General features: G+C 72.6%; 18 protein-coding genes. 9 read left to right on the top strand and 9 right to left on the bottom strand.

The features are described 5' to 3' along the window. The first annotated feature begins 27 nt into the window (after window positions 1-27). Both AC07FT_RS23475 and AC07FT_RS23470 read left to right on the top strand, forming a co-directional pair. Window positions 28-279 carry a hypothetical protein gene (locus AC07FT_RS23475; protein WP_479177945.1) on the top strand — a complete coding sequence of 84 codons (252 nt, stop codon included), beginning with the start codon at window positions 28-30 and terminating at the stop codon, window positions 277-279. After that, window positions 273-1,289 carry an MFS transporter gene (locus AC07FT_RS23470; RefSeq protein WP_479177944.1) on the top strand — a complete coding sequence of 339 codons (1,017 nt, stop codon included), beginning with the start codon at window positions 273-275 and terminating at the stop codon, window positions 1,287-1,289. Before AC07FT_RS23475 ends, AC07FT_RS23470 begins: the two co-directional genes overlap by 7 nt. 19 nt (window positions 1,290-1,308) lie before the next feature. Here AC07FT_RS23470 and AC07FT_RS23465 read toward each other — a convergent pair whose 3' ends face one another. The 5 genes from AC07FT_RS23465 to AC07FT_RS23445 form a co-directional block, all read right to left on the bottom strand. Then, a complete protein-coding gene (locus tag AC07FT_RS23465; protein ID WP_479177943.1) occupies window positions 1,309-2,067 on the bottom strand; it encodes a nucleotidyltransferase domain-containing protein in 759 nt (252 codons plus the stop codon). Window positions 2,068-2,174: 107 nt separating this feature from the next. Further along, complete coding sequence (locus AC07FT_RS23460) at window positions 2,175-3,293, bottom strand: FAD-dependent oxidoreductase (RefSeq protein ID WP_479177942.1); 1,119 nt, start codon at window positions 3,291-3,293, stop codon at window positions 2,175-2,177. Continuing rightward, window positions 3,277-4,542, bottom strand: coding sequence for a Glu/Leu/Phe/Val dehydrogenase dimerization domain-containing protein (locus AC07FT_RS23455; protein ID WP_479177941.1), 1,266 nt, complete (start codon window positions 4,540-4,542; stop codon window positions 3,277-3,279). The genes AC07FT_RS23460 and AC07FT_RS23455 overlap by 17 nt, the downstream gene beginning before the upstream one ends. 114 nt (window positions 4,543-4,656) lie before the next feature. Continuing rightward, the gene (gene solA / locus AC07FT_RS23450; RefSeq protein ID WP_471199100.1) at window positions 4,657-5,838 is read right to left on the bottom strand and encodes an N-methyl-L-tryptophan oxidase; all 1,182 of its coding nucleotides are present in this window, start codon (window positions 5,836-5,838) and stop codon (window positions 4,657-4,659) included. A 412-nt stretch (window positions 5,839-6,250) separates the two neighbouring features. Beyond that, complete coding sequence (locus AC07FT_RS23445) at window positions 6,251-6,865, bottom strand: TetR/AcrR family transcriptional regulator (protein WP_479177940.1); 615 nt, start codon at window positions 6,863-6,865, stop codon at window positions 6,251-6,253. Window positions 6,866-7,172: 307 nt separating this feature from the next. On the opposite strand from AC07FT_RS23445, the gene AC07FT_RS23440 reads away from it, so the two are divergent. From AC07FT_RS23440 to AC07FT_RS23415, 6 genes are read left to right on the top strand one after another with little or no spacing between them, the layout of a single operon-like run. Further along, complete coding sequence (locus tag AC07FT_RS23440; protein WP_479177939.1) at window positions 7,173-9,338, top strand: acetate--CoA ligase family protein; 2,166 nt, start codon at window positions 7,173-7,175, stop codon at window positions 9,336-9,338. Further along, window positions 9,335-10,141 (top strand): SDR family oxidoreductase, encoded by an 807-nt coding sequence (locus AC07FT_RS23435; protein WP_479177938.1) that lies wholly within the window; start codon window positions 9,335-9,337, stop codon window positions 10,139-10,141. Before AC07FT_RS23440 ends, AC07FT_RS23435 begins: the two co-directional genes overlap by 4 nt. Next, window positions 10,141-11,736 (top strand): 5-guanidino-2-oxopentanoate decarboxylase, encoded by a 1,596-nt coding sequence (locus AC07FT_RS23430; protein ID WP_479177937.1) that lies wholly within the window; start codon window positions 10,141-10,143, stop codon window positions 11,734-11,736. The genes AC07FT_RS23435 and AC07FT_RS23430 overlap by 1 nt, the downstream gene beginning before the upstream one ends. Next, on the top strand, window positions 11,733-12,890 hold the full coding sequence (locus AC07FT_RS23425) for an acyl-CoA dehydrogenase family protein (protein WP_471199086.1): 1,158 nt from the start codon (window positions 11,733-11,735) through the stop codon (window positions 12,888-12,890). Before AC07FT_RS23430 ends, AC07FT_RS23425 begins: the two co-directional genes overlap by 4 nt. A gap of 53 nt (window positions 12,891-12,943) precedes the next feature. Next, the gene (locus AC07FT_RS23420) at window positions 12,944-14,029 is read left to right on the top strand and encodes an S-(hydroxymethyl)mycothiol dehydrogenase (RefSeq protein ID WP_479177936.1); all 1,086 of its coding nucleotides are present in this window, start codon (window positions 12,944-12,946) and stop codon (window positions 14,027-14,029) included. Further along, window positions 14,026-14,661 (top strand): MBL fold metallo-hydrolase, encoded by a 636-nt coding sequence (locus AC07FT_RS23415; protein WP_479177935.1) that lies wholly within the window; start codon window positions 14,026-14,028, stop codon window positions 14,659-14,661. The genes AC07FT_RS23420 and AC07FT_RS23415 overlap by 4 nt, the downstream gene beginning before the upstream one ends. 25 nt (window positions 14,662-14,686) lie before the next feature. On the opposite strand, the gene AC07FT_RS23410 is transcribed toward AC07FT_RS23415, so the two are convergent. After that, a complete protein-coding gene (locus AC07FT_RS23410) occupies window positions 14,687-15,637 on the bottom strand; it encodes a LysR family transcriptional regulator (RefSeq protein ID WP_479177934.1) in 951 nt (316 codons plus the stop codon). 366 nt (window positions 15,638-16,003) lie between these two features. Here AC07FT_RS23410 and AC07FT_RS23405 point away from each other — a divergent pair, with 366 nt between their 5' ends. Further along, on the top strand, window positions 16,004-17,389 hold the full coding sequence (locus AC07FT_RS23405) for an FAD-binding oxidoreductase (RefSeq protein ID WP_479177933.1): 1,386 nt from the start codon (window positions 16,004-16,006) through the stop codon (window positions 17,387-17,389). A 41-nt stretch (window positions 17,390-17,430) separates the two neighbouring features. Here AC07FT_RS23405 and AC07FT_RS23400 read toward each other — a convergent pair whose 3' ends face one another. From AC07FT_RS23400 to AC07FT_RS23390, 3 genes are read right to left on the bottom strand one after another with little or no spacing between them, the layout of a single operon-like run. Next, entirely contained in the window at window positions 17,431-18,351 is a 921-nt protein-coding gene (locus tag AC07FT_RS23400) for a cobalamin-binding protein (RefSeq protein ID WP_471199071.1), read from the bottom strand. A 32-nt stretch (window positions 18,352-18,383) separates the two neighbouring features. Next, window positions 18,384-18,737 (bottom strand): indolepyruvate ferredoxin oxidoreductase subunit alpha, encoded by a 354-nt coding sequence (locus AC07FT_RS23395; RefSeq protein ID WP_479177932.1) that lies wholly within the window; start codon window positions 18,735-18,737, stop codon window positions 18,384-18,386. Next, window positions 18,718-19,791, bottom strand: coding sequence for an NAD(P)/FAD-dependent oxidoreductase (locus tag AC07FT_RS23390; protein WP_479177931.1), 1,074 nt, complete (start codon window positions 19,789-19,791; stop codon window positions 18,718-18,720). Before AC07FT_RS23390 ends, AC07FT_RS23395 begins: the two co-directional genes overlap by 20 nt. Between the last annotated feature and the right edge of the window lie 91 nt (window positions 19,792-19,882).

Raw genomic sequence — 19,882 nt, 5'->3', positions numbered from 1 at the left:
CCCCGACGTCCCCTTCCCGGAGCCGCCATGTCCAGCGAGCGCGCCGGTTACCCGGCCCTGTTGCGTTCCCCGGGCGTTCCCGCCGTCGTCCTGCCGTCCATCCTGGCCCGGTTGCCCGTCGGGATGACATCGGTGCTGCTCGTCCTGCTGGTCCAGAACAGCACCGGCTCCTACCGGGCGGCGGGTCTGGCGATGGGGGCGAACTGGCTCGCGTTCGCCGCCACGTCGCCCTTCTACGGCCGTATATCGACCGGGGCCACGCGGTGTGGGTCATGGTGATCGTGGGCTGTGCCAATCCCCTGGCCACCACCAGTTTCCTGCTGCTGGTGCACAACGGTGCCCCGGTGTGGGCCATCGTGGCGGGCGCGGCGGTGGCGGGCGGCGTCGCGCCGCCGATCGCCGCGGTCACCCGGGCGGTGTGGCCCCACCTGGTCGACGGCCGACTCCATCCCGTCGCCTTCGGCTTCGAGGCCGTGGTCGTCGAGATCCTCTATGTCCTGGGCCCGTTGGTGGCCGGACTGGTGTGCGCGGTCGCCAGCCCCTCGGCCGGTCTGCTGGTAGGCGCCGCCGCGGTGACGATCGGTTCCCTCGATCTCGCCCGCGCCCCGGTGATCCGCTCGTACAGCAGCCGGGACACCCCGCGTCCGGCCCGCAGCGGGCATGTGCTGGCCTCGCCCGCCATGCGCCGCATCCTGATGGTCACCTTCCTGATGTCCGTCGCCTACGGCGTCCTGGAAGTCCTGGTGCCCGCCTTCGCGGTGGAGGCGGGCTCACCGTCCTCCAGCGGGCTGCTGCTGGGTGTGTGGTCGTCCGCCAGCATCGTGGGCGGGATCCTCTACATCCGTCTCGCGCCGCGCTCGCCCCTGGTGCGCCAGCTCGTCGTTCTGATCTTCGCCAACGCCGCTGGGTTCGCCGTGCTGGCTGTCGCCCGCGAACCCTGGCAGCTCGCCGTGCTCCTCGCCGTCGGCGGCACGCTGATGGCGCCCGCCACCTCCGTGGAGTACATGCTGGCGAGCCGGAGCACCGACAGCTCCCGGGCAACCGAGGGGTTCACCTGGTTCGGCACCGTGGCCTACGGGGGCGCCGCGGCGGGCGGAGCCCTGGCCGGTGTGCTCATCGAGCCGTGGGGCCTGCCCATGACCTTCCTCGCGGCGGCCTTCGGCGCGGTGCTGGCCGGATGCTTCGCGCTGCGGATCGCCGACCCGGGCCCGTCGCAGGAGACCGAACGGGCCGCCACCGGAGAACGGCCGGCGGAGACTGCCCCGCCCGTCGAGGACGACAGCCGCTGATGTCACGGCGGTGCGCGGGTCATCCGGCCGTCGTGAACAACTCCTCGGCGGCGTCGACCGCCCGCGTCAGCGCCTCGGGTTCCGGGCGCAGTCCCGTCAGGATCGTGTCGATACCGCGCAGCCCCGCCCGCATCAGGAGCTGCTTCTCATTGGTGACCCATTCCCCGCGCGCCGCCAGCACAGCGTGGGCGGTCTCCAGGGCGGCGGTGGCGACCGCCCCGGCCAGCTCCGTGGTCTTCCCGCGGGCCGCGTAGGCGGTCCTGGCGTAGGCGAGCCGCTCCGCGGCCCGGCCCCGCCACTCCCGCGGGGCCGTCGTACGCAGCGCGTCGGGGAACGCGGGGCGGGGCAGGGAGCCGCGCAGCACCGTGTTGAGCGCGAGTTCGGCGACCAGCAGATAGCTCGGGATGCCCGCGAGGTGGAACATCAGCGGCTCCCAGTGGAACCGGCCCTGTCCGGCCTCGGCGAGTTGGTGCTCCACGACATCGAGGTCGCGGTAGTGGACGTCGACGCGCCGCCCGTGGATGGTGAGCCAGGCACCCCCGTTGAACACCCCGCCGCCCCAGCCGCCGAGTTCGGACACCACACCGTCCCAGCCGACGGCACGCAAGGTGTCCGGATCGAAGGCGCCGCGGTAGTACACGGCCAGGTCCCAGTCGCTCTCGGGAGTGTGGGTGCCCTGCGCCCGCGAGCCGCCCAGGGTCACCGCGCGCACCGTCGGCAGCGCCGCGAGCCGGTCGGCGATGGGGTCGAGGAAGGCGTCGTCCGTCGTAGCGATCATGGCACACCAGGCTAGCCTCGCCGGGGTGTCCGCGGACACCGGAGAGCGCCGCCGCTCCGGCCGTTGCCGGAACGACGGCGCCATGTGCCGGCCGCGGGCGCCGTGTCTCAGGCGCGGTGGGCGGTGTGGGCGGCGAGCCGGAAGGCGGCGGGCGGGCCCTCGCCACCGGTCACCAGGTCCGCCGTCAGTTCACCGATGAGCGGGGCGAACTTCGCCCCGTGCCCCGAACAGGGCGAGCACACGATGAGCGAACCGACCCGGTCCAGGAGGAAGTCCTCGCTCGGTGTCGTGGTGTACAGACAGGTGGTCTCGGTCCGTGGCACGGGATCCAGCCCCGGCAGCCACCGCTTGACGTACTCGGTCAGGCGCTGACGTGTCGCGGCGGTGACGACACCGTCCCGGCCGGTCGCGGTGGTTCCGCGACCGCCGTAGTGCTCGCCGATCTTCCGGTCGTCCCCCGGGCCGCCGTCGCGGCCGCCGGCGAGGTGGTAGATGCCGTTGCCGTGCTCGTGGATGACACTGGGCCAGGCGTCGGCGGCCGCGTCGAGCCGGGGGAAGTGGAAGGCGTCCTGCTGGGTGACGGTCAACGTGGGCAGCGGGAGGCGATCGCCGAGCAGCTCCGCGGTCCATCCCCCGGCCGCGACCACGACCTGCGCGGCCTCCACCGACTCCCCGTCGTCGAGGACGATCCGGACTCCGCCGGGCCCTTCCTCGAGCGACCGCACCGCGGTACCGAAGCGGAGTGTGGCGGAGCGGCGTTCGGCGCCGTCCAGGAACGCGGTCACGGCCGCCGCCGCGTCGACCGTGCCGGCCTGCGGATGATGGATCACCGGCCCTTCGAAGACCATGCCCGGCCAGCGGCGCTCCGCCTCCCGCGCGTCCAGCACCTCGTGTTCCACCGCCGCGTCCGCGAGCTGTCCGGCGACGGCGTCGACGTAGGAACGGGCCCCGAAGTCCACCCCGCCCAGCATCCGCAGCAGGGGCGACCCGCTGTCGAACTCCAGCTCGCGCCACAGCTCGAAGGCGCGCCCGGTGAGCCGGGTGTACATCGCGTCGTCATAGGCCCGGCGGACGATCCGCGCACTGCCGTGCGAGCTCCCGTGGTGATGGCCCGGGTCGAACTGTTCCAGCAGCAGGACCGAAAGACCGCGGCGGCCGGCCGCCCAGGCGGTGGCGGCGCCCATCAGCCCGCCGCCGATCACGGCAAGTTCACAGCGCTGCGGCATGGTTTCCTCCACCGGGTGCCGGGTCGGCCGCGACGCCGCCGGGACCGAAACGGGCGTCAATGGCGGCGATCTTGTTCCCGACGACGCCGAGCGCGGCGTCACGGGGGGTGATGCCGAACTGCCGGGCGTTGGTGAGCATGTCGGTGGTGATCCGCCGCATGGACTCGCGCACCTTGCGGTCGGCCTCGACGGCGTCGGCGCCGATGTCGCCGAAGAGCGTCCACCACCACCAGGCGTTGGTGGCCGAGTTGGCGACGAAGTCCGGGATCACCTGGACACCGCGGGCATGCAGCGCCGCCTCCGCCTCGGGGAGGGTGGGCATGTTGGCGGCCTCGGCGATGATCCTGGTGTCGATCCGGGCCTGGTTGACCGCGTCGATGCAGTACGAGACCGCCGCGGGCACCAGGACGTCGCAGGGGATGTCCAGCCAGGTGTCACCGTCGGCCTCACGGTCCCCGGGACGCAACCGGCCGCGGTCGATGCCGCCGAGCGGGTCACGGGTGCGCAGCAGGTGTTCGACGTCCAGGCCGTCCGGATTGGTGATGACACCGTGCGCGTCGGCCACCGCGACCACGGTGACACCCGCCTGTGCCAGATAGCGGGCCGTCGCACCGCCCATCGAGCCGAAGCCCTGGACCACCGCGCGTGCCGAAGCGCGCGGGAGACCGATCACATCCAGTGCGGTGAGGGCCGATTCGGCCACGCCCAGCCCGCCGACCAGCTCGGGCAGTGCCACCCCGTCGACATCGATGGCGAACGCGTCCGCCAGCCGCCGGCGCGCCTGGGCGTCGTCGTCGAGCAGGGGGTAGATGGCCTGGATGGAACTGGCCAGCCCGACCTCGGTGATGACCTCGTCGATGGTGTCCTGGCGCAGTCCGAGGTCCTCACCGGTGGTCCAGTGGTGTTCCAGGACGCAGCGCATGGCCTCCAGGAACCGGGAGAGGATCTCGCGGGCGCGCGGATCGTGCGGACTGCAGTCGATACCGCCCTTGGCCCCGCCCAGCGGGATGTAGCGGTTGTCCGGGTCGTAGTGGAGTGCTTCCTTGCGGGTCATCCCGGCCGCGAGACCGCGCACTTCCTCGAGGGTGCAGCCCTCGCGCATCCGCAGCCCGCCGCTGGCCACGCCGCGGATCAGCCGGTCGATGACGACGAAGCCGCGCCGTCCGGTGACCGGGTCGGTCCAGATCAGCTGGAGGTGCGGCTGGGTGGCACCGGTGAGGGGAGGTGTGCTCAGGGGGGTCGCTGTCATGGCTTCCGTCCAGTGCGGGCACTCGTCACTGAATGCGCGTTCAGTCAGGGGTGGGGAATGCGGGTTCGGATGGAGGTGTGGTGGCCCGGCCCCGGACCGGGGCCACCACACCGGTCAGGTCATCCAGTTGACCGGGTACCGGCTGTCGGTGAGCGCCGGCCGGTCGAGCCGGAAGGTGGTGTACGCCTCGGTGTCCGCCAGCTTGGGATCCGCGGCCAGCTCGGACAGCATCCGGCCCAGTGTCGGCGCGAACTTGAAGGCGTGGGCCGCTCCGAGGCCGACCAGGACGCGTTCGGCACCGGGCACCGGGCCGAGGATGAAGTCACGGTCCGGGGTCAGGGTGTACAGACAGCGCTTGGACCTGATGGGACGGCCACTGAGCGGGAAGCGCTCGCCCATGAACCGGGTGAGCCGGTCCAGCAGGTCCAGATCGGTGCTGCCCGACCGCGCGTCGGCGCCCACCTCGGGCCCTCCGCAGTCCTGTCCGGCCTTCACGGTGGCCTCGCCGTAGCAGGGGAAGCCGTAGAAGCACGGTTCGTCCAGCCAGATCCAGACCGGGAACGACTCCGGGGCGAACGGTGCAGGGTCCGCGGGCTTGAAGTAGGTGACCTGCTCCTCCAGCACGGTCAGCGGGATCTCGCGGCCGAGCGGGGCCAGCAGCGTATTGGCCCAGGCATCGGTGCACAGCACCACCTGCCCGGCGGAGAACCGGCCGGCCGGGGTGTCCACCTCGACGCCGTGGGCACCGTGCCGTACGGCGGTCACCGGGGTGTTGTCCCGCAGCTGCGCACCGGCCGCGACGGCCAGCCGCTGCATGGCGGCGGTGGACCGTGCCGCGGGCACGATGGAGGTGCGCTCCTGGTACATCGCGGTGGTGTCCTCGGGCACGGAGATCTGCGGCCACCGGCGCCGAACCTCGTCGGCGTCCAGCAGCTCGTACGGGATGCCCTCGGCGTCCAGGCTCTGCCAGTAGTCCGTCAGCGGGATCGAGGAGTCGCGCGGACACAGGTCCACACCGCCGGTGGTGGTGACGAACCGCTCGTCGGCGGAGCGCTCCAGATGGGCCCAGTCGTCGTAGGCGTGCCGGGTGAGGCGGACATAGTCGGGCCGGTGGTAGCTGTGGCGCAGGATGCGCGAGGTGTCGTGGGAGGCGCCGCGGTCATGGCCGAAGGAGAACTGTTCCAGGCCGAGCACCCGGTGCCCGGAGGCGGCCAGGTGCCATGCGGCGGCGGAGCCCAGACCGCCCAGGCCGACGACGATGACGTCGAACGACTCGGTCCCGTGGTGCGCGTTCATGGATTGGCCTCTCGACGCGGAGCTCGTGCCACCCGTGTCCCGGTGTATGAGGCGGGAAGCCACGGTGGCGGAAGGGGAGCTCGGTAACTACTCGTGGTGAGGAGCTGGGCCCGGTGGCCGAGGCACGGGATGACCCTGCCGCGTGGCCCGCGGGCTTATCGGTTACTGAACGACGATGTAGTACGCGTTCCGCGCTTGTCAATAGCGGAGGGTCGGGCGGAGTGTCCGCCGTGTCCTGCGGAAGGCGTGCTCAGGCAGTGCCCAGGCAGTGCTGAGGCAGAGGAGGGCCCGGCCGGGGCCCGGGAAACCGGTGCCGCTCACGGAAGAGGGCTGGATTCGACAGCGGAGGGTGCCGAACCCGACCGCGGAGGACAGCCGCGGTCGCTCGCGGCGGGCGCCGTGGCCGCGCCGCTCAGCCGCGCTCCAGATCGGCGCTCTTCAGGCCCAGCTCACGAGCGACGATCTGGCGCGACCAGTCGGCCGCCTGCTTACGGTCCTGGGTGCCCCGGTGCACGATGGTCTGCACGGCCACCCCGTCCAGCAGGGCGGTGATGCGCCACACCGCGCCCCGCGGGTCGTCGGTGGTGAACTCCTTGGCGTCCACACCGTCCTGGATGATCGCGGTCAGCGCCTCTTTCCAGCGCAGGTCCAGCTCCCGGCCGACCTTGCGCAGGGTGGGCTCCCGCAGTGCGCCCGCCCAGCCCTCGATCCACAGGGTCCAGCCCTTGGCCTGCCCGGTCGGCGCATACCAGTCCAGCGCCGTGCGCAGTCGCTCCAGCGCGGTCGGCACCCCGGCGGTGAGGTGGTCCAGGTGGTCCAGCTCGCGCTGGACGGCCCAGGCGAAGGCTTCGGCGATCAGCGTTTCCTTGTTCTGGAAGTGGTAGATCACCAGCGCCGGGCTGACCGACAGCTCGCGGGCCACATCGGAGATCCGCAGGGGATGGATGCCCTGCTTCTTGATCTGGGAGACGGTGGCGCGAAGGATCTCCCCCCGGCGCAGACTCGGGTCCTTACGGCTGCGTGTCACGCCATGAGGATAGGACATCCCCCGCCGCCGCCCCAGGGGTCGTCACCGCTGCGGCCGTGACCGGGTGCTGAACGGGCGGCCAGCGAAGTGTCCCGGGGTCATTGACAAAGTGCGAGGAAGAATCCACGATGCTGACGGATTAACTGTACGGCCAGTCAGTAAAGAGTGGATCGGAACGGCGCCTCCAGGCCGCCGGAACCCCGATGCCCCCGGCCCCTCCGGGTCCGCCCGCAGCCACGGCGTCCGGCAGTCCCTCTCCCCAGCGCCACCCTCACCGCCCCCTCCGCCGAGAGGAGCCGCAGCACCCATGCCCATCACCTCGCCCCCCGCCGGTACCCGGCGCACCGGACTCGCCGCCTTCCGCGATCCGGCATCCGTAGCCGTCGTCGGTGCCTCGGCCAATCCGTCGAAATGGGGATACTGGCTGGCCCGCGGCGCCCTGGCGGGGCGGGACCGCAGGACGGTGCACCTGGTCACCCGCGGCGGTGGCGAGATCCTCGGCGCTCCCACCGCCGCCTCGCTCGGCGACCTCCCCGAGGTCCCCGAACTGGTCGCGCTCTGCGTCCCCGCCGCACAGCTGGACGCCGTCGTGGACGAGGCGCTCGAACTGGGCGTACGCGGCCTGCTGGGCATCACCGCCGCGGTCCACGACGAGCGGCGGCTCGCCGCCAAGGTGGCCGCCGCCGGTGCCAGGATGATCGGCCCGAGCAGCCTCGGTCTGTTCGATGCCGCCACCTCCCTGCACATCGCCTGGGGCGACTTCACCGCCGGGGGACTGGCCGTGGTCTCCCAGAGCGGACAGGTGGGCAGTGAGATAGCCCTGCTCTCCCAGCGCTCCGGCCTCGGGATATCCCGCTTCGTCTCGGTCGGCAGCCAGCTCGACGTCACCATGGCCGACCTTCTGGAAGACCTCGTCGACCATGAGCTGACCCGTGCGGTCGGGGTCTACCTCGAGAGCTTCCACGAGGGCGGACGTGTCTTCGACGCCCTGCGCGCGCTGCGCGCGGCCGGTAAGCCGGTCGTCCTGCTCGCCGCCGGGGACAGCGAGGCCGGGGCCCGCGCGGCGCGCTCCCACACCAGCGCCCTCACCTCGCCGATGGAACTCGTCGACGCCGCCTGCCGGGCCGCCGGGGCCCTGCGCGTCCCCACCCCCGCGGCACTGGTGGACGTGGCGGCGCAGCTGCTGACCACCACCCTGCCCACCGGGCCGCGCATTGCCGTCGTCAGTGACAGCGGCGGCCAGGGCGCCCTGGCCGCCGACCGCGCCACCCGGCACGGGCTGACCGTTCCGGAGCTCGGCGGACCGCTCGCCTCGGAGCTGGCCCGTCGGCTGCCGGACGGCGCCGCCACCGCCAACCCCGTCGACCTCGCCGGTGGCGGGGAACGCGATCTCACCAGCTACCGCGACGTGGTCGCGGCCCTCCTGGGCTCCGGGGACGTCGACAGCGTCGTGCTCACCGGCTACTTCGGGAGCTACGGTCTGGACAGCCCGCCGCTGGCAGCCGCGGAGGCTCAGGTGGCGCGGGAGCTCGGCGAGCTGGCCCGGCGCCATGGACGGCCCCTGCTCGTCCACTCCATGGGCGCCCACAGCGACACCGCCGCCGTCCTGCGGGCGGCCGGTGTCCCCGTCTTCGCCACCATCGACTCCGCCACCACCGCCCTGGCCGGCGCCCACGCTCTGCACCAGCATCCCGGGCGGCCCCGGCGCGGCGCCCCGGCCGACCGGCTCACCTCGCCCCGGGGCTTCTGGGACACCCGCGCGCTGCTGCGCGACGCCGGTATCGCCTTCCCCGCGGCGTACCGGGTCCATGACGCCGGAGAACTCGAAGCCGCCGCCGGACGGCTCCATCCGCCCTACGTCCTCAAAGCCTCCTGGCTGGAGCACAAGAGCGAGGCGGGCGGGGTGGCGACCGGCCTCCGGGACGCCACCGGAGCCCTGCGCGCCTTCACCGGCATGCGCACGAGGCTCGGCGACGGACCGTATGTGCTCGAGGAGCAGGACGTCCGCCCCGATGTCGTCGAAGTGATCGTCGGTGCGCACCGGGACGCCCGGCTCGGTCCGATGGTGATGGTGGGCGCGGGCGGCACCGAAGCCGAACTGCACCGCGACGTGGTCATCGAATGCGCACCGGTCGACGCGGAGCGGGCCCACGCGATGATCCGGCGGCTGCGCTGCGCCCCGCTGCTCGCGGGGTGGCGTGGACGGCCCGCCACCGATGTCGGGGCGCTGGCCGACGTGGTCGCCGCCGTCTCTCGTCTCATCGCACAACTCGACGGTTCACAGGTGGAGTTGGAGATCAACCCGCTCCGGGTGGCACCGGACGGCGCCCTCGCCGTCGACGCCCTGCTCCTGGACGCAGTCCCCGGCGCCACCAACGACCGCTCCGACACCCCGACCGACAGCCCGGCCGACAGACACACCCACAGCGCGGCCTCCTCCAGCACGGCCCCCGACCCCAAGGGAAACCCATGAGCCACCAGATACAGGCCGACGAATTCACCGGCCGGACAGCACTGGTCACCGGCGGCGGATCAGGCATCGGCCGTGCCGTCGCACAGCGCTGGGCCGCCGGTGGCGGCCACGTCACCGTCCTCGGGCGCCGCGAGGAGGCACTGCGGGAGACCGTCGGCCTGATCGAGGCGGCGGGAGGCCATGCCGACGCGGTGACCTGCGACGTCCGCGACGCCGCCGCGGTGGACGCCGCCGTGGACCAGGTGGCCGACCGCCATGGCCGTCTCGACGTCCTGGTCAACAACGCCGCGGGCAACTTCGTGGTGCCCGCCGAGGACCTCTCCCCGGGCGGCTGGAAGGCCGTCGTGGACATCGTGCTCAACGGCACCTTCCACTGCACCCGCGCCGCCGCCCGCCATATGCTCCCCGCCGGCCGCGGCGCCGTGCTCAACGTGATCGCCAGCTACGCCTGGCACGGCCACCCCGGCACCGTGCACAGCGCCGCCGCCAAGGCCGGTGTGCTCGCCATGACCCGCACCCTGGCCGTGGAGTGGGGCGGGCGCGGGGTGCGCCTGAACTGCATCGCCCCCGGCCCCACCGAGACCGACGGCGCCTCCGCCGCCCTGTGGCCCACCGAAGCGGCGCGGGCCCGGGTCATGGGCAGCGTTCCGGCCGACCGGTTCACCACCCCGGAGGAAGTGGCCGAATCCGCGGCGTTCCTCGTCAGCGACCGCGCCGCGTACGTCACCGGCGACGTCCTCGTCGTGGACGGGGGCCAGTGGCTCGGCAAGGCGATCTACACCACCGGACAGGACGACCGCTGATGACCGACCAGCTCACCGGCGGGCAGGCGTTGGTCGCCGCCCTGGAAGCGCACGGCACGGACACCGTCTTCGGTATCCCGGGCACCCACAACCTGCCCGTGTACGCCGCCCTCGCCGACTCCCCGATCCGCCATATCCTGCCCCGCCACGAACAGGGCGCCGGTTTCGCCGCCGATGGCTGGGCCCGGGTCACCGGGCGCCCCGGAGTGTGCCTCACCACCACCGGGCCCGCCGTCCTCAACGCCGCGACCGCGGCCGCCCAGTCCTACTCCGACTCCGTCCCGGTCCTGCTCATCTCCCCGGGGCTGCCACTGGGCCACCCCGGCCGGGGCAACGGCTATCTGCACGAGGTCAAGGACCAGCGCGCGGCCCTCGACGCCATCGTGGCCTACAGCCACCGGGTCACCAGCGTCGCGGAGATCCCGCTGGCCGTCGCGCACGCCTTCGCCGCGATGACCGGCGGACGGCCCCGTCCCGTACACCTGGAGATCCCGCTCGATCTGCTCGACGCCACCGCGCCGGTCGAGGTGGCCGTACCGACACCGGTGGCCCCGGTGGCCGCAGGACGGGCCCAGATCGCCGCCGCCACCACGGCACTCGCCGCCGCGCGACGACCGGTGATCATCGCCGGAGGCGGCAGCAGCGGCGCCGCCCACTCCCTGCGCCACGTGGCCGAACGGCTCGGCGCGCCCGTGGTCACCACCGCCAACGGCAAGGGCACCTTCCCCGACGGCCACCCGCTGGCCATCGGCGCGGGACTGCACCACACCGCGGTACGCGAACTGGTGGCCGGCAGCGATGTGGTACTCGCCGTCGGCACCGAACTGGCCCCGGCCGACCTGTGGTTCGGACCGCTGGACATCCCCGGCACCCTCATCCGCGTCGACATCGACGCGCAGGCGCTCACCACCAACGCGCTGCCCGACATCGGCCTCGTCGCCGACGCGGCCGAAGCCCTCAAGGCCCTCGGCACCTGGCTGGAGGCGGCGCGCACCACCGGCCCGGCGGACGCCGGACGGGCCGCCGCCGCGCGCCGGGACTTCACCGCCGCCGCGCGCGCCGAGGGCGCCGACTACCTCGGTCTCACCGCGGCGCTCGCCCAGGCCCTGGGGCGCGACGGCATCCTGGCCGGGGACTCCACCATGGCCTGCTACTACGGTGCGCTGTCCAACCTGCCCGCGCACCAACCGCGTTCGTTCCTCTACCCGACCGGGCTGGGCACCCTCGGCTACGGCCTGCCCGCCGCCATCGGAGCCAAGGTGGCCCGCCCCGAGGCGCCCGTGGTCGCCCTCCACGGCGACGGCGGCCTGATGTTCACCGTCCAGGAGCTGGCCACCGCGGCCCAGCTGCGGCTGCCGCTCCCGGTGGTCGTCTGGGACAACGGCGGCTACGGCGAGATCCGCAACGAGATGGCCGACCGCGGCGACCCCGTCCACGCTGTCGATCTGCCCGCCCCCGACTTCCCGGCGCTGGCCCGCTCGATGGGCTGCCACGGGGTGCGCGTCGAGGACGCCGCACAACTGGCCACGGCGCTGCGGACCGGACTCGGCTCCGACCGTCCCACCCTCATCCACCTGCCAGGAGGAACACCGTGAACGCCGTGACCGAACCGTGGCCGCTGACCGAAGAGCAGCGCGCGATCATCGACCTGTGCCGTGACTTCGCCCGTAACGAGATCCGTCCGCGCGCCCGCGAGGTGGACGAGGCGGACGTCGTCACCCCCGTCGACATCTGGCAGAAGGCGGCACAGGTCGGCATCACCGACTTCATGCTGCCCACGGACGTCGGCGGTGGCGGGTTCACCGATGTCTTCACCCAGTGTCTGGTCCAGGAAGAGCTGTGCTTCGGCGATCCGGGCATCGGTAATCTGGTGTGCTCCAACGGGTTCTTCGCCGACCCCGTCCTGGAACTGGGCACCGAGGAGCAGCAGAAGAAGTGGCTCGGCCCGCTGACGGGCCCCGAGGCCCCGATGACCGCGCTGGCCACCACCGAACCCGGCTCGGGCTCCGACGCCGCGTCGATCAGGACCACCGCGCGCCGCACCGGCACCGGATACGTCCTCAACGGCCAGAAGGCGTGGATCTCCAACGCCGGAACGGCCAGGTCCTTCGTGGTGTTCGCCAAGACCGACCCCACCCAGCGGTCCAAGGGCGTCTCCGCCTTCCTGCTGGACGCCGACACCCCCGGGCTCACTGTCGGTGAGCCGATGCGGAAGATGGGCCAGCGCGCCATCGTCTGCCGCGAGGTGTTCTTCTCCGACGTGGAGGTGGCGCAGGAGAACCGGCTGGGCGACGAGGGCCAGGGTTTCCGCGGCCTGATGCGGACCTTCGACATCTCCCGCATCGTCCTGGGCGCGGCGGCCGTCGGCGCCGCCCGCGCGGCGTACGAGTACGCCCGCGACTACGCGCGCACCCGCGTCCAGTTCGACAAGCCGATCATCGAACACCAGGCCGTCGCCTTCCGCCTCGCCGACATGGCCGCCCGGATCGAGGCGTCGCGGCTGCTGGTGCTGAGCGCCGCCCGCGCGGTCGACGCCGGGGCGCCCGTCACCGGAGCGGCCGCCATCGCCAAGCTGACCGCCTCCGAGACCTCGATGTTCTGCACCTGGGGTGCCGTGCAGACGCTCGGCGGCTGGGGCTACTCCCGTGAGTACCCGGTGGAGCAGTGGATGCGCGACGCCAAGCTGGAGGAGATCGAGGAGGGCACCTCCGACATCATGCGCCTGGTCATCTCCCGCAACCTGCCCTGACCTGCTCCGACCACCACCCCCACGAACGACACCGGAAAGAAGAGGCCGAGGACATGGCACACGAGGTACGAGGCGTGGTCGCACGCGCCAAGGGCGAACCCGTCCGGCTCGAGACGATCCTGGTACCGGATCCCGGACCCGGTGAGGCCCTGGTGAAGGTGCAGGCGTGCGGTGTCTGCCACACCGATCTGCACTACCGCGAGGGCGGTATCAACGACGACTTCCCGTTCCTCCTCGGCCATGAGGCCGCCGGAACCGTCGAGGCGGTCGGGGAGGGGGTGACCGATGTCGCCCCGGGTGACTTCGTCATCCTCAACTGGCGTGCGGTGTGCGGCAACTGCCGTGCCTGCCGCCGCGGCCGTCCCTGGTACTGCTTCAACACCCACAACGCCCATCAGAGGATGACCCTCGCCGACGGCACCGAGCTCTCCCCGGCGCTGGGCATCGGTGCCTTCGCCGAGAAGACGCTCGTCGCCGCCGGCCAGTGCACCAAGGTCGATCCGGCCGCCGCGGCCACCGCGGCCGGGCTCCTGGGCTGCGGGGTGATGGCCGGTCTGGGCGCCGCCATCAACACCGGCGGGGTCGGCCGCGGTGACTCGGTGGCCGTCATCGGCTGTGGTGGGGTCGGTGCCGCCGCGATCTCCGGATCGGCCCTCGCCGGGGCGGCCCGCATCATCGCCGTCGACATCGACGACCGGAAACTCGCCACGGCCCGCGGACTCGGCGCCACCCACACCGTCAACTCCGCCACCGCCGACGCCGTCGACGCCATCCGGGAACTCACCGGCGGCAACGGGGCGGACGTGGTCATCGACGCCGTCGGCCGGCCCGAGACCTATCAGCAGGCGTTCTACGCCCGGGACCTGGCCGGGACCGTCGTCCTGGTGGGAGTGCCCACCCCCGAGATGAAGCTGGAACTGCCGCTGCTCGACGTCTTCGGCCGCGGTGGCGCCCTCAGATCCTCCTGGTACGGGGACTGTCTGCCCTCCCGGGACTTCCCGATGCTCATCGACCTGTACACCCAGGGCCGTCTGGACCTGGACGCCTTCGTCACCGAGACCATCGGACTCGACGAGGTGGAACAGGCATTCACCCGGATGCACCAGGGCGATGTGCTGCGCTCGGTGGTGGTCCTGTGAGCGGCGCCGCCCGTATCGACCATCTCGTCACCTCCGGCACCTTCAGTCTCGACGGCGGCACCTGGGACGTGGACAACAACGTCTGGATCGTCGGTGATGACACCGAGGCGCTGGTCATCGACCCCGCCCATGACGCCGAAGCCGTCCTCCGGGCGCTCGGTGACCGCCGGGTCACCGCCATCGTGTGCACCCACGCCCATGACGACCACATCAACGCCGCCCCCGCGCTCGCCGAACGCACCGGGGCGCCCGTCCTGCTCCACCCCGACGACCTGGAGCTGTGGCACCGGACCCACCCCGGCCGGGCACCGGACGGGGAGCTGGCCCACGGCCAGGAGCTCATGGTGGCCGGGATCGGTCTGACCGTGCTGCACACGCCCGGCCACGCGCCGGGCGCGGTCTGCCTCTACGCACCGGCGCTGGACACCGTCTTCACCGGGGACACCCTCTTCCAGGGCGGACCCGGCGCCACCGGCCGGTCTTTCTCCGACTTCCCGACCATCATCGACTCGATCCGGAACCGGTTGCTCCCGCTGCCGCCCGGGACCACGGTCCGCACCGGCCACGGGGACTCCACCACCGTCGACGCCGAGGCGCCGCGGCTTCAGGAGTGGATCGCCCGCGGCCACTGAGGGCCGGTGCGCGGGGCGGTGGCGGTCACCGCCCCGCCCCGGCCCCCGCGAGTCCCAGCCGGGCCAGCCGCTCCGCGGCACCGGTGAGCGCGGAGAGCACCTCCGCCAGGTCCGGGGGCGGCGCGGCCTCGTTCCACACCGCGGTGTAGCGGCACATCGGGGCGTCCTCCAGCTCGAGCGCCACCAGTCCCAGCAGGGGATGGGCCGTATAGGACACCGGCCGGAGCATCACCGTCGCTCCGGCCGTGAGCCGTGCGTGGGCCACGCTCAGCCAGGTCTCGTGGACCGACGGTGCCCCGCCCACCGACGCCGCCAGGGCGTGCACCGCGTGCCAGTGTCCCGGATGGCTCGACCGCGGCCAGGTCAGCCACTCGTACCCGGCCAGTTCCGCCAGCCGTACCCGGCGCCGGACCGCCAGCGGATGGCCGGGGCCCACCACCGCGCACCACGGCTCGCCGCCCACCTCATGCCCGGCCAGTCCGTCCGCCCCGGACTCCAGCTCCAGGCCCACCCCCAGGTGCACCCGTCCATCGGCCACCGCCGCGCGCAGACCCGTCTCGGTGTGCTCCTCGGTCCGCAGCCGCACTGCCGGATCCCCGGCGTCGAGCAGCCCGGCGGCACACGGCAGCAGCCAGTACGCGGCCGTCGGCGTGTGGCCCACCTTCACCGTCCGGCCGCCGTCCTGCGCCCCCAGCTCCCGTGCCGCGCTGATGGCGTCGTCCAGTGCCCGCAGCACCGGCCGGACGCGATCGTGCAACTCCCGCCCGGCGGCCGTCAGTTGTACGTTCCGCGTGGTGCGCCGGAACAGCTCCGTGCCCACCGCGTGTTCCAGCGCCCGCACCTGGGAGGAGACGGCCTGCTGGGTGAGGTAGAGCCGGGCTCCTGCCCGGGTGAAGCTCATCTCCTGTGCCACCGTCAGAAACGATCTGAGCCTGCGGATGTCGATCAGGTCGGCATCCGGTGTCCCGCCGCCCATACCCTTCCCCTCTCTGGCACACCGCCGGTGAACAGCGGTCCGGAGCCGTGAGATCGCGGCACGTGAACGGCGGTCTCCTGGTCAGGACCAAGCCTCGCCCGCGGCGGGGGGACGCCACTACCACCTTGTCGCAATCGGACAACAACCCTCCCGGTACGGGTGGTGACAGTCCACCCCGGACCACGCTGAGTAGGCGTCCGGCGCCGTGCCGTGTGCGTCGCGCACGGCCGTGCCGCGCTGCCGACCAGGCCACGTTGCGCGCTCCGGCGGCCGACGGGATGCTGGAGGTGTCTGCCCCGCCGCGTGCGCTCACCCGTCGGGCCGCTGACGGGTGTCCGGGCGCCGGCGCACAACTTGGAGATCGCCATGGACGCCGGAACTCTCGAAGCGATGCGGACCACGTTGCGCGGACCGGTCATCGGCCCGCGGGACGCCGACTACACCAGCACCCGCCAGGTGTACAACGCCATGATCGACCGGCATCCCGCTGCCTTCGTGCCCTGTGCGGACGTCGCCGACGTCATGGCCGCCGTCACCTTCATCCGTGACCACGGACTGGAACTCGCCGTCCGGGGCGGCGGCCACAGCGGGCCGGGCCTGTGTCTGGTGGAGGACGGCGTCACCATCGACCTGTCGCCGATGACATGGGTGCGCGTCGACCCGGGGGCCAGGACGGCCGAGGTCGGCGGTGGCAGCCACCTCGGCGACCTCGACCACGCCACCCACCCCTTCGGACTGGCCACCCCCACCGGCATCATCTCGATGACCGGAGTCGGCGGACTGACCCTCGGCGGCGGCCACGGCTACCTCACCCGTAAGTACGGCCTCACCGCGGACAACCTGCTGTCCGCGGACGTGGTGCTGGCCGACGGGGGCTCCGTCACCGCCAGCGAGACCGAACACCCGGAGCTGTTCTGGGCGCTGCGCGGGGGCGGCGGCAACTTCGGCATCGTGACCTCCTTCACCTATCGGCTCCACCCCGTGGACACGGTCGGGGTGGGCATGACGGTCTGGCCGGTCGAGCGCACCCGGGACGTCCTCATGTGGTACCGCGAGTTCCTGCCCCAGGCGCCGGACGATGTGTACGGCTTCTTCAGCCTGTTCACCATTCCGCCCGCACCACCGTTCCCCGTGGAGCTCCACGGGCGGAAGATGTGCGGGGTGGTGTGGTGTCACACCGGCGGCCTCGGCCACTTCGAGGAGGCGTTCGCCGCGGTGCGCGAGCCCGGCCCCCCGGCCTTCCACTTCACGTCGCCGATGCCCTATCCGGCGCTGCAGAGCATGCTCGACCTGGTGATCCCCAGTGGCTACCAGTGGTACTGGCGGGGCGACTTCTTCGACTCCATCCCGGACGCCGCCGTGGACGTGCACCAGAAGTACGGTGAGCGTCTCCCCACCCCGCTCTCCCTGATGCACCTGTACCCGGTCGACGGCGCGGCCCACCGGCCGGGTCCGGATGACACGGCCTGGAGCTACCGTGACGCCGTCTGGTCCGGTGTCTTCGCCGGAGTCGACCCCGACCCGGCCAACGCCGGGGCCATCACCCGGTGGTGCGTGGACTACTGGGAGGAGATGCACCCGTACTCCATGGGCGGTTCGTATGTGAACTTCATGGGCGCGGGGGAGGGGCAGGAACGGGTCCGCGCCACCTACCGCGACCACTACGACCGCCTCGCGCGCGTCAAACGCGCCTACGACCCCGACAACCTCTTCCACGCCAACCAGAACATCCGGCCGGCCGTCGCGGCCTGACCGCGCGGCGAGGTCCCGGCGACGGGACGGGGCCCGGCTTCTCAGCCCGGCGCCAGCCGGTGCGCCTCACCACCGGTGACGGGGGCACCCGAGGTGACGGAGTGCAGCACCTGGGCGAGGACCTCGGCCCCGCGCACCACCCGTGGCCCCGGCCGGTTGAAGTACGCCGGGCCGTCCACCACCCACACCTCACCCGCGCGCACGGCTGGCAGATCGTCCCAGCCGGGCAGCCGGAACAGCAACTCCTTCTCCTGCTCGGTGCGTTGCGGACTGAAGCCACACGGCATCAGCACGATGACCTCCGGCCGGGCGGCGCGCACCGCCTCCCAGTCCACCGGTTGGGTGTGTTCGCCCGGCGCCGCGAGCAGCGGATCGCCACCGGCGTGCGCGATCTGCTCGGGCACCCAGTGGCCCGCGGGCCACACCGGGTCCAGCCATTCGATGGCGGCCACCCGGCGGCGTGGGCGCCCGGCGGTGGCCCGTCCCACCGCCGCCAGCCGGTTCCGCAGCACATGGCACCGTTCCTCCGCGACCTCCGGTACGCCCAGCTCCTGCCCGACCCGGAGCAGACAGTCCAGGACGTCGTCCAGGGTCCGCGGTTCCAGGCTGAGCACCCGTGGACCCCCGTCGAGCACCCGCAGCGCCCGGGACACCGTGTCGTAGGAGACGGCGCACACATCGCACAGGTCCTGGGTGAGCACCACGTCCGGGGCCAGGCCCGCGAGCACCTCGGTGTCCAGCGTGTACAGCGATGAGCCCCGGTGGGTGGCACCGCCGACCGCGTCGGAGATCTCACGGCTCGTCATGGCGTCGGTGGACAGGGTGGAGGCGGTGACCACCGGGACACGGTCGACCTCGCCCTCGGGCCAGTCGCACTCATGGGTACGGCCCACCAGGTCCGGGAGCAGACCGAGCTCGGCCACGATGTCGGTGGCGGCCGGGAGCAGGGAGACGATGCGCATGTCTGTGAGCCTACGAGCCCGGCCGCCTCCGGTCACCCGCTGCCGTCGGCCGCCGGGGGCTCGTACGCCGCGACCGCCTCGGTGTCCACACCGATCGGCGGGCCCGACGACGCGCCGCCCAGGGAGCCGAGCGCGATGTCCCGGCCGGGCAGGGGGCGGGCGAAGAACACCGCGTCCTCGGCGGCGACGGGGTCGGGTGCGGAGCCCCGCCACACCACCACGGGGGCGCCGTTGGGACACACCTCGGCGCAGGCACCGCAGTCGATGCACTCGCCGGGGTGGATGTAGAGCTTGCGGCGGCCTTCGTAGATGCAGTCCACCGGACAGACCTCCACGCAGGAGCCGTCCATCTCATCCACACAGCTCTCACCGATCGCGTAGGGCATCGCCGGTCTCCTTCTCCTGGGTGTTCCCGAACTGCCCGGCGTCATCCGTGGAGTGGCCGGGAAAGAGGTCGGCCGCGGGGTCGAGGCCGACGGCCGCGTTGGCCACCGCCGTGGCGGCTTCGCCGAAGCCCACGGACATCAGCCGGACCTTGCCCGGGTACTCCGTGATGTCCCCGGCGGCGAAGATGCCCGGCACGCTGGTGGCCATCCGGCTGTTGACCACGATCCTGCGGTCCGCGATGTCCAGTCCCCAGCGCTCCAGCGGTCCGAGGCTGGCGGTGAAACCCAGGGCGGCGATCACCGACTGGCACGGGATCTCCTCGGTCTCGCCGGAGGCCCGGTCGACCAGACGCACCCCGTCGACCCTGGCGCCGCCGAGCACCGCCTCGATCTCCGTGTTCACGCGGATGTCCACGCCCGCCTCGGCCGCCGCGCGCACACCGGCGCGGTGGGCCCGGAACGCCGTGCGCCGGTGCACCAGGGTGATCCGCTCGGCGAGGGGCGCGAGGGCGAGGGCCCAGTCCACGGCGCTGTCGCCGCCTCCGGCCACCACCACCTCACGTCCCCGGTGCGCCTCGGGGTCGGGGACGAAGAAGTCCACGCCCCGGCCGGTGAAGTGTGCGGCGGCCGGGAGCGGCCGGGGGGCGAACCGGCCGATACCCGCGGTGACGACGACGGCGCCGGCCTCCACCCGGGTCCCCTGCTGCGAGACGACCGCGATCCGCCCCTCCGGCGCGTGCCACAGGGTGTCCGCCTGCTGTCCGAGCAGCAGCCGGGGTCCGAACTGTTCGGCCTGCCGGGCCAGTCCTTCGACGAACCGCCGCCCCCGGACCGCGGGGAATCCGGCGACATCGTGGATCAGCTTCTCGGGGTAGAGGGCGCTGATCTGGCCGCCCACCTCGGGGAGGGAGTCCATCACCGCCACGCTCAGGCCGCGGAAGCCCGCGCAATAGGCGGCGTAGAGCCCGACCGGTCCGGCGCCCACGACCAGGATGTCCACGGACACCGGGTCGGCCGGATCTTCTTTCGATGGCGCGGTGCCGTGGGCGTCCATCGGCGAACACCTCCTCCTGCTCCGAGGCATGTCGATCACCGTGACTTGCCTTCGTTCTGCGCGGTCACTAAGCTGACCGCCGGTCACACTT

The organism is Streptomyces sp. NPDC045899, assembly GCF_056431485.1.
This window is presented reverse-complemented; position numbering and strand designations above follow the sequence as displayed.

Excerpts from the sequence above, each read along its gene's own strand:
- AC07FT_RS23405 (WP_479177933.1), top strand. The coding sequence starts at position 16,004 with ATGGACGCCGGAACTCTCGAAGCGATGCGGACCACGTTGCGCGGACCG.
- AC07FT_RS23465 (WP_479177943.1), bottom strand. The coding sequence starts at position 2,067 with ATGATCGCTACGACGGACGACGCCTTCCTCGACCCCATCGCCGACCGG.
- solA (WP_471199100.1), bottom strand. The coding sequence starts at position 5,838 with ATGAACGCGCACCACGGGACCGAGTCGTTCGACGTCATCGTCGTCGGC.
- AC07FT_RS23390 (WP_479177931.1), bottom strand. The coding sequence starts at position 19,791 with ATGGACGCCCACGGCACCGCGCCATCGAAAGAAGATCCGGCCGACCCG.
- AC07FT_RS23400 (WP_471199071.1), bottom strand. The coding sequence starts at position 18,351 with ATGCGCATCGTCTCCCTGCTCCCGGCCGCCACCGACATCGTGGCCGAG.
- AC07FT_RS23410 (WP_479177934.1), bottom strand. The coding sequence starts at position 15,637 with ATGGGCGGCGGGACACCGGATGCCGACCTGATCGACATCCGCAGGCTC.
- AC07FT_RS23420 (WP_479177936.1), top strand. The coding sequence starts at position 12,944 with ATGGCACACGAGGTACGAGGCGTGGTCGCACGCGCCAAGGGCGAACCC.
- AC07FT_RS23470 (WP_479177944.1), top strand. The coding sequence starts at position 273 with ATGGTGATCGTGGGCTGTGCCAATCCCCTGGCCACCACCAGTTTCCTG.
- AC07FT_RS23435 (WP_479177938.1), top strand. The coding sequence starts at position 9,335 with ATGAGCCACCAGATACAGGCCGACGAATTCACCGGCCGGACAGCACTG.
- AC07FT_RS23430 (WP_479177937.1), top strand. The coding sequence starts at position 10,141 with ATGACCGACCAGCTCACCGGCGGGCAGGCGTTGGTCGCCGCCCTGGAA.
- AC07FT_RS23455 (WP_479177941.1), bottom strand. The coding sequence starts at position 4,542 with ATGACAGCGACCCCCCTGAGCACACCTCCCCTCACCGGTGCCACCCAG.
- AC07FT_RS23440 (WP_479177939.1), top strand. The coding sequence starts at position 7,173 with ATGCCCATCACCTCGCCCCCCGCCGGTACCCGGCGCACCGGACTCGCC.
- AC07FT_RS23395 (WP_479177932.1), bottom strand. The coding sequence starts at position 18,737 with ATGCCCTACGCGATCGGTGAGAGCTGTGTGGATGAGATGGACGGCTCC.
- AC07FT_RS23475 (WP_479177945.1), top strand. The coding sequence starts at position 28 with ATGTCCAGCGAGCGCGCCGGTTACCCGGCCCTGTTGCGTTCCCCGGGC.
- AC07FT_RS23460 (WP_479177942.1), bottom strand. The coding sequence starts at position 3,293 with ATGCCGCAGCGCTGTGAACTTGCCGTGATCGGCGGCGGGCTGATGGGC.